Origin of the sequence: Streptomyces sp. CB00455 (genome assembly GCF_001905445.1) — a bacterium.
GTDB lineage: Bacteria > Actinomycetota > Actinomycetes > Streptomycetales > Streptomycetaceae > Streptomyces.
The window spans coordinates 40,911-48,794 of sequence record NZ_LIVQ01000016.1 but is presented as its reverse complement, the minus strand read 5'-3'; the positions used below and the strand labels follow the sequence as shown (position 1 = coordinate 48,794).

Annotated in this window: 7 protein-coding genes; 2 read left to right on the top strand and 5 right to left on the bottom strand. The window is 70.2% G+C overall.

The annotated features are described in order from the left end of the window. Positions 1–134: 134 nt before the first annotated feature. The 3 genes from AMK16_RS33515 to AMK16_RS33505 form a co-directional block, all read right to left on the bottom strand. Positions 135–338, bottom strand: coding sequence for a cold-shock protein (locus AMK16_RS33515; RefSeq protein WP_073921114.1), 204 nt, complete (start codon positions 336–338; stop codon positions 135–137). A 329-nt stretch (positions 339–667) separates the two neighbouring features. Continuing rightward, positions 668–964 (bottom strand): helix-turn-helix domain-containing protein, encoded by a 297-nt coding sequence (locus tag AMK16_RS33510; protein ID WP_073921113.1) that lies wholly within the window; start codon positions 962–964, stop codon positions 668–670. Positions 965–1,472: 508 nt separating this feature from the next. Beyond that, on the bottom strand, positions 1,473–1,730 hold the full coding sequence (locus tag AMK16_RS33505) for a hypothetical protein (protein WP_073921112.1): 258 nt from the start codon (positions 1,728–1,730) through the stop codon (positions 1,473–1,475). 128 nt (positions 1,731–1,858) lie between these two features. Here AMK16_RS33505 and AMK16_RS33500 point away from each other — a divergent pair, with 128 nt between their 5' ends. Next, positions 1,859–2,113 carry a hypothetical protein gene (locus AMK16_RS33500; protein ID WP_073921111.1) on the top strand — a complete coding sequence of 85 codons (255 nt, stop codon included), beginning with the start codon at positions 1,859–1,861 and terminating at the stop codon, positions 2,111–2,113. Positions 2,114–2,181: 68 nt separating this feature from the next. Here AMK16_RS33500 and AMK16_RS35595 read toward each other — a convergent pair whose 3' ends face one another. Then, complete coding sequence (locus AMK16_RS35595) at positions 2,182–2,661, bottom strand: hypothetical protein (RefSeq protein WP_199885687.1); 480 nt, start codon at positions 2,659–2,661, stop codon at positions 2,182–2,184. 276 nt (positions 2,662–2,937) lie between these two features. Here AMK16_RS35595 and AMK16_RS33490 point away from each other — a divergent pair, with 276 nt between their 5' ends. Further along, entirely contained in the window at positions 2,938–3,234 is a 297-nt protein-coding gene (locus AMK16_RS33490; RefSeq protein WP_073921109.1) for a hypothetical protein, read from the top strand. A gap of 254 nt (positions 3,235–3,488) precedes the next feature. Here the strand turns inward: AMK16_RS33490 and AMK16_RS33485 are convergent, their stop codons facing one another. Then, entirely contained in the window at positions 3,489–7,742 is a 4,254-nt protein-coding gene (locus AMK16_RS33485; protein WP_079191909.1) for a ricin-type beta-trefoil lectin domain protein, read from the bottom strand. Positions 7,743–7,884 lie beyond the last annotated feature (142 nt).

The following is a 7,884-nucleotide window of genomic DNA, read 5'->3' as shown; positions in this document are numbered from 1 at the left end:
GGTGACCCCGTTTCACGGGGTCCGGGCTTGCAGCCTGTTGGGGTGTCCGCTTCGCTCCCACCCCTTGGGTCCTTCCGGCTCCGCCTCTAGGACCTGGGCCCGCTGACGCGGGCCCGGCCAGCAGCGAGGAGGGGTTAGAGGGGGTGGATCTGCTGGGCCTGGGGGCCCTTCTGGCCCTGGCCGACCTCAAACTCGACCCGCTGACCCTCCTGCAGCTCCTTGAACCCGTTGCTCTGGATCTCCGAGTAGTGCGCGAACACGTCCGGACCGCCACCATCCTGCTCGATGAACCCGAACCCCTTCTCCGCGTTGAACCACTTCACAGTGCCCTGAGCCATGTCTGTTCCTTCGCCTTTCACGCCCGCGATCCCATCGCCGCGGTACGCTCCCCTCCTGCCCAAGCCCCAAGAACGAAAACGTGAGTACTCGATCACAACCGACCGCTGAGCCAAGGTGCCGGAACCTTCACGGGCCATCCCCGTGCAGCGAGAGCAGACCTAACGTGTTTCAAAATGGGCTCCAGATTAGCTCTGGAACGAAGGGCCTGCCCCGGAGAGCAGACATCCCCGGCGGCTATGACACGTATCGAGCTTCGGCACACCGGGGCGTCGTACGCGACCTCATCGACGCATCACCCGGCCGGCTCGACGGAGGCCTGCTCTCCCTCCTACGGGGTGATGGTCGTCTGAAGGCCGCCGACCGTGGCCGCCCGGCGGTGGGCCGGGAGGCACTTCACTGCATGGTCCACCCCGCAGAACAGGTCGGACACCGGGATGCCGTAGTGCGCGGACAGCCGGTCGAGGTCGGCCAGCGTCCACGACGACCCGCCGGACTCCCCCGACTGTTTGCGGGAAACCTGCCCCTGACTCAGCCTCAGGCCCTGGCCGAGATCGGTTTGCGACTCCCCCGTCGCGTACATCAGTGCCGCAACCGTCAACCGCAACAGAGCCTCTGAACTCGACATATGGGCAACTCCCATCAAAGATGCACTGGTTGCATACAGGGTAGCCGGTCCGGGCCCCCGAGAGCCGCAGGCGACCGGCTCCCGGATACCGCCCGGGACACTGGGGGGTGACCGAACGTCGCCGCGCCCTGGGTACTGTTCCGGGTACCCCACCTGCTCTGCTTCAGCCATCGGGCGCGGCCGGCCGTGCCGGTGAACGCGCCCGAAGGCCGCCCGGCGATTCGCCCGTAGGGGGCGGCGGCGGTGCGTGGTGTGGCACCCTGCGGCAAGCACCCAAAGCAAAGACTGGGACGGGGCCTTGGGGCGTCTACTGCGCCCCGCTGCGCGTCGACCGAGCAGGGTTGCGCGCGTAACCCCGCGCCCCGCTGCCCGTTGGAGACTGCGGCACCGTCCGTGCCCCCACGGCTGACGGCCGCCCGCTCCCGGCGGTGGGCTCCCCGCCCGGACACCCGCCGCCGGACCCGCCCCGACCGCGCCAAAAGTGCCCCGCTCACCGCAGGCGGGAAGCTCAGGTGACGGTGACGCGCAGAACGTACGGCTCCCCGCCGCTGATCGCCCGCGCCTGCTCCCGCAGGCCCGCACGCGAGAACCCGAGCAACGCACGGTCCGCGGCGCGTGCCAGCAAGGGCAGGATCTCGGGCGCGGGACGGCCGCGGTGCATACGGGCAAGCTCCGCGAAGGCCTGCTGATAGGGGGCGCCGTAGGTGCCAGAGCTGTCCGTGAGCAGCCGGTCCAGGTGCTCCCCGCTCACGCTGATTTCACCCATGTCTGCTCCCTTCCCGCCGGGTCGGCCGGTCCGGGCCCTCGTCTTCGACGGTACGGAGGGGCACTGACAGGCAGACCCCGGCGGGGGTACCGCGCCCGTCGCCGCTGGTCGCGCGGGGGTGGTGACCGGTGGCGGCGGCACGAGTTGTCCCGGTATGGACATGGACGACGAAGAATTTCCTCGGCGTACTCCTGGACGCCCTCACCGAGACCCGCCTGAAGCTGCTGACCGGCGACGAAGCCAGAACGGTCATGATGCTGCTCGGCGCCCACGAGGAAGAGACGCGCTCCGAAGAGGTCCGCGCCGCCGCAGGCGAGATGCGCTTCCGCCTCGGCTCACGCCTCGCCCTGCCCGCCGACACCGCCGGGGCCGCAGCCGTGTGACCGCAGACCGCGCCTTCACCCGGACGCCGCGGAACGCCCCTCCCCGAACCCGACCACGTCCCCGGCGGTCACATCCAGGCGCAGCCGCCGGAATCGCATCGGGTGCCGGAAGACGCCGCCCAGGTCCACGCTGGTGTCGGCGCTGAACTCCGCCCCCAGCTCGGGGCGGACCAGGGTGACGTCCAGGACGTCACGGGCCCCCCACGCCGAGGCGAACCGCACCCCCTCCCACGCATGCCCGGGTCGGCCAGGACCAGGTGCTCACCGACGGACCGGGAGGCGTCCGGGCGCAGGGGGATGGTGCGGCCGATCGCGTGCAGGCGGCCCGCTTGGTCGCGGCGGCCGAGGACGAGAAGCTGCGGGCGGGCCAGGCTGCCGGTGACGGAGCCGATGATCCCTTCGGTGGTGTCACGGCGGCGCACCTTCGTCCAGCCGCGGACCGAAGGCCGGTAGGGCTGGGACATGCCCTTGACCACGACCCCTTCGAGACCAGGCACATCCGTCCACGACTCCAGCCACTCCCGGGCCTCGGCGACGTCGGTGGTCATCGGACAAACGGCGCCGCGGTACAAGGTGGCCACGCCTGCCGCGCCGGCCAGGGCCGACAGTACGAAACCGCCTGCGCCAGACCGGGTGGCCCACCCGCCAGGCGGCCGCGAGCAGCACGCCGGTCAGCAGCAGGCCGTCGACAGCGATCCGGTCCCGGGCCGACAGCGCCCACCAGGCCGCCCGTACCCGGTCCGCGTATGCCCGGAAGCCGCGCCGTCCGGGTGCGGGCGACAGCCGCCACCGACCGCGAAGTGTGTGGGCGGTAGGCGCATTACATGACGTTCTCCGCCCCCGGTGGGGTGCCTGAGAGCGAGCACTTCTTTCCGGGGGAGCTGACGAGCGAGATGGTCAAGGCGTACAACGCCGACCATGAGAATGTGGACCTCGTCAGGATGCGGTATGCCTTTGAGATAGAAGGGGGCGAGCTGCCGGTCCTGCGACTGGCTGATGGAAAGACCCTGGTGACATGCTCATTCGTACGCACTGACCAGTGGGCGGGCATGAACGCGAAATTTCGGTACGGGACCAAGGGGCATGGGGATGTACGCGCGCGCCTGGGCGAGAACGTGTGATGGGAGCGCACGACAGTGAAGCGGAGCGTGACGGTGACGTTCGAGGTGTCACCGAACGCTTCGGCCGATGTGGCGGGTGCAATTGCCCCACCGCACCGCTGCTGTCTGCGGAGGGAGACCCGGCGTAGGCTGGCGGGCTGTGCCGAGCGTGGTCGACGGCGCCCTCGAAGGCGGTGTGAGCGGCGGCAGCGAGACGGTGGCCGCTCCCTGGGACTCAAGGGAGCGGCCACCGTGCGTGTGGACAGTGGATCTGACTACGGGGTGGGCACGGGGAGTGGGGCCGTGCTCAGAGTGGGGATGGTCCAGCGTTGGGCCGGGCTGGTGTTGCAGTCGAACAGCCAGAGCTGGTGTCCGGGGGTGGTGTCGAAGTTGCCGAGGTCGAGGCAGCGGCCGGAGGCCGGGTTGTGGATGCCGTTGTCGGCTCGTGGCTGGAACTGCTGGCTCGGAGCCGCGTTGTCGCAGGTGCGGAGCTCGATGAGGGTGGTGTTGGCGGTGCCGGCGTTCGCCGCGTTGAGGCATTTGCCTGCGGTGCGGATGGTTCCGTCGGCCCGTATCTGGAACTTCTGGGCGTCGGTGCCGTTGCAGGCGGCGATCTGGATCTTGTTGCCGTCGTCGGCCCGGTTGTAGTCGTTGTCGGCGCAGTTGGCGGCCGAGTCCGTCAGCGCGATGGGGCTTGCCGCGTCGGGGGCAGTGGGGGCGGCTGCGTAAGGGTAGACGGCGAGGTTGCTGATGCCGCCCTTCTGGAGGAAGGCGCTCCCGGCCCCGTTTGCCTTGTAACGGCCGAGGACGAGCGGTCCGCTGGGCGCCGGGCTCGTGGACGCCCGGTGCTGGCCGCTTCCGGCGAGGGTGTCGTTGACGTACAGGCTCATGCGGCCGGTCTCGGCGCTGTAGACGGCCGTCAGGCGGGTCCACGTGTCAGGTGTGACGCGGGCGGCGTCGCTGACCGTGCTGGTGAAGTCGAACGGCCAGCTGTTGTCATCGGCGTAACCGAGGGCGAAGTACCACCGCTTGTTCCCGGAATCGGCGTAGAGGATGAAGGAGCTGGTGCGGTTTCCGTCCTGGCTGGCGATGACGCCGCCGTTGGAGTCGGTCTTGGCCCACGTGCTGAGGGTGAAGCTCCTGCGCGTGTCCACGGCCAGGCGGGAGGCAGTGACGGTTGACGGGGCCTTGCCGTCGAACGCCGCGTACTTCGTCGGGCGTCCGCCGACGGTGGCGTCCGTGAACGTGACGCCGGAGGCAGTCGCGTGGTTGGTGCCGACCGCGTCAGGAGTGGTGGTGCCGGTCTGGCCCGTCAGCTTCCACTGGGCTGTCGGCATGTTGAGGTTGCCCAGCGCGACTGTGGCCGGAACGATGCCGGTGACGGTCGGGTGGGGGACGGTGGTTCCGTTCGGCGCGGTGCCTGCGCCGGTGAAGGCGGTCAGCTGCTGGTTGGCGTCGACGGCCCACAGGTCGGGCAGCCCGTCTCCGTTCAGGTCGCCGTCGGAGCCGATCCGCGAGTACGTCTTCGGGTCGATCGTGCCGGAGATGAGGCCCGCTGCCGGATTGGTGAAACCGGTGAGGTCGGGGGTTTGGGGCGTGCCCTTGACGGAGAAGGCGTGCAGGGTGCCGTCGGTCTTGGACCGGGCCCACAGGGTCGGGAAGTCGGTCCCCTGCGCGCGACCGGGAGTGACCACCTCGTATTCGTCCCACCGCGTGTCGTTGGCGGACAGCAGGATGGATCGCGAGGCGAGCTTGTTGGCGGTTCCGGCCGTTGCGAGCCAGAGGCGTCCGTTTTCGACGAACACCAGGGAGGTTCGTTCCAGTGCCCCGTCCTTCGCGGTGTCACCGGAGATAGAGCCAAAAGCCGCGATTTGGCTGGTCTTTGACCAGTCGGCGCCGTAGCCGTGGGTGGTGCAGTCGAGTGCCGTTCCGGCGGGGGTGACGCAGCTGCCGGGCTTGGCCACGGAGACCGGTGCTGAGCCGTCGAGGCCACCGGTCGCGTTGTTGAGGTAGAGGTAGAGGTTGGACTGCCCGGGCTGGTGGGCGAAGAGGTCGTCGACGTTCTTGTCGCCCAGGCTGCCGCGGTGGGTGGTGTGGATGCCGGTCCAGCCGTTCCATCCGGGGGCGAGCTGCGGACGGGCGCTGGGCGCCGCAGCCGGGTCCGTGCCTCCGCCGATCACGCGCAGCGCGCCGGAGCTGTCGGGCAGGAGGATGTCGGTCTTCCGGTCGCCGGTGAGGTCACCGAAGATCGGCGCCGGGCTGTTGGGGTTGGCGGGTACGTAGAAGCTGTAGGCGACGGGCTGGGAGAGATTGCCGGCGTTGTCCTGGGTCTGCAGGTAGAGCTGGTTCGTGCCCCATCGCTGCGGGGTGAGCCTGACGGTGGCTTTGCCGTCGGTGAGCTTGGCGATGTTGGTGTCGGTGTCGGTGCACTTCCAGTTGACCGCGGCGGCCTTGACCGGGTCGGTGGTCCAGCGCGCGCAGGCCAGACCGGAGGAGCGGCCGCCGGCGGCCGGCGCGGGGTCGGTGCCGGAGAGGGTGAAGGTGCCCTCCTCGTTCACCCGCTTGGGGTGGGCGTCGATGCTGCCGGAGGCGGGGAAGTCGGTGGATGCGACGGCTGCGGTGGGCGGGGTCCGGTCGACGCGCAGGAAGCACCACTCCGTTGCCGCGCTGGTCAGCGTTCCGTCCGTGGTGTGCGCCATCCAGCCGTACTGGTGTCCGTCGGTCAGCGGACCGGCGTCGACGGTAGCGTCCCCGTAGTCGCCGTTCCAGCCCGTCTGCAGGTACGTGCTCTTGCCCGAGTCGTCGTCGTCCCAGTACTGGAACGTCGTCTGCAGCGGCCGATTCGTGGGCGACCAGGTGGCGGTGGTGAGGGTGACGTTGTTGTTGGCGCCGACCCAGCCGGGGTTGTCCCACGGGTTCGCGGTGCCGGGGGTGCGGCAGTCTGCGTACGCGGCGGTGCCGGCGAAGCCGGGGGTGGGCCGGGTGCGGGGCCACCACACGGTGGGCGTGATGTCGTACTCGACGACGATGTGCGGGGTGTTGTTGTAGCGCTGGCGGTAGTACTTGTTGTACTCGTCGTCCGGTGCCAGGCCGAGGGTGATGGTGGGCCAGTTGGAGCGGACCGCGTTCTTGACCAGGTCCGTGACGTTGAAGTCGATCTGGCCGGTTCCGGACATGGTGGTGTGCCCGGCCTGGCCGCAGCCCTGCATGGTGGAGCCGGTGCCGCAGGGCTGCCGGTTCCAGCTGGTCGGGTTGCCGATGGCGCTGGTGGAGTACAGGCCCATCGGGGTGGGCGTGCTGGGGCTGGAGGAGGAGATCACCGTGGCGGAGAACGTCGCGTTGATGACCTCGGCGTTCTGGAGCCTGGAGTCGACGCCGATCTGGAAGTAGGCGCGGGTGCGGCCGATACCGGTGCACGGCGGGTTCCCGATGTTGTAGCCGCAGTAGCCGGTAGCCGGCTTGTCCTGCCCGTACTCGGTGCCGTTGAACTCGTTGGTGTCCGGATATGCCTCCTGGACCTGGGCCCAGGCCTGGTTGGTGTTGTCGAGGACCGGGTTGATGCCCGGATCGATGTACCAGGGGCCGGTGCCCTTGCCCAGCAGCTCCGCATCCGGGACGAGCTCGATGCCCTTGGCGTCGGCGGTCGTCCGGACGGGCTTCACCAAGGCACCTGCGCCCGGGCCGTCGGCGCTGGACGTCGCAGGCGGCTGCTCCGCGGTCGGCGCGGACTGCGGTGCGTCGGCCCCGGCCGACTTGCTCAGGCGCGGAGCCGCAGCGGCGGCCGGGGCCGGCGCGGTCGCCGCCGAGTCCCACATGAAGGAGGTCGGGCCGCTGAAGCGCGTCCGGCCGTCGGCGTCCTTGATGGCGAGGTTGCCCGCGAAGTCACTGGTGACGGTCAGCCCGTCGGCTTCCACGTCCAGCCGGAGCTTCTTGACCGCGGGGTTCGCCGCGGCCTGGGCGGTGCGGACGGTGAGGACCTGGCTCCAGCCGCCCTGCCGGTTGGCCGTCAGCCGCAAGTCCACGTCCGGGAGCACGTTGGCGTACAGCGCGCTGTCCCCGAGCAGGGTGGGCCTGGGCAGTGCGAACGGTGCCTTGAAGGCCAGGCGCTTGCCGTCGGCCGTGGACATGGTGGCCATGGGGCCCGTGCCGCCGCCGGAGAAGCTGAGCTTGGAGGGCACGGCAGCCGGGACCACGGTGCCGTCCGCAGCGGCGCCGAGGGTGGCGTCGAGCGGGCGCCACTTCCCGTCCGCGCCCTTGAGGCGCTCGGGAACGGGCGCGGCGTCCCTGGTCAGCGTGCCGCCGGGGGTGGCGAAGGTTTGGGAGTCCGCGGTGGTCAGGTCGGCGACGGGCACCCGCTTCCCGCTGCTCCTGGCCTCGTCGAGCGCCTTGGTGATGGCCGTGTCCTGCGCGCTCGGCGCCGGGGTGGATGCAGGCGCGGGCCAGGCCGTCTGACCGGGTCCGTGACCGCGGGCACCGGTGTCGGCCGCGGCGGCCGGAGCCGCGATGAGCCCGGCGGCGAGGGAGAGCACGGCGGCTCCGGCAGCGGGTAGGACACCTACGCGCTGCGCCCTTCGTCTGAGGCCCCCCGGCCGCAGTGTCCATGGTGCAAGAAATGACGGCCTCACGTGTATGGCCCCCCTGAGCTGTGAGACGGACAGAAGTCAACGGCAC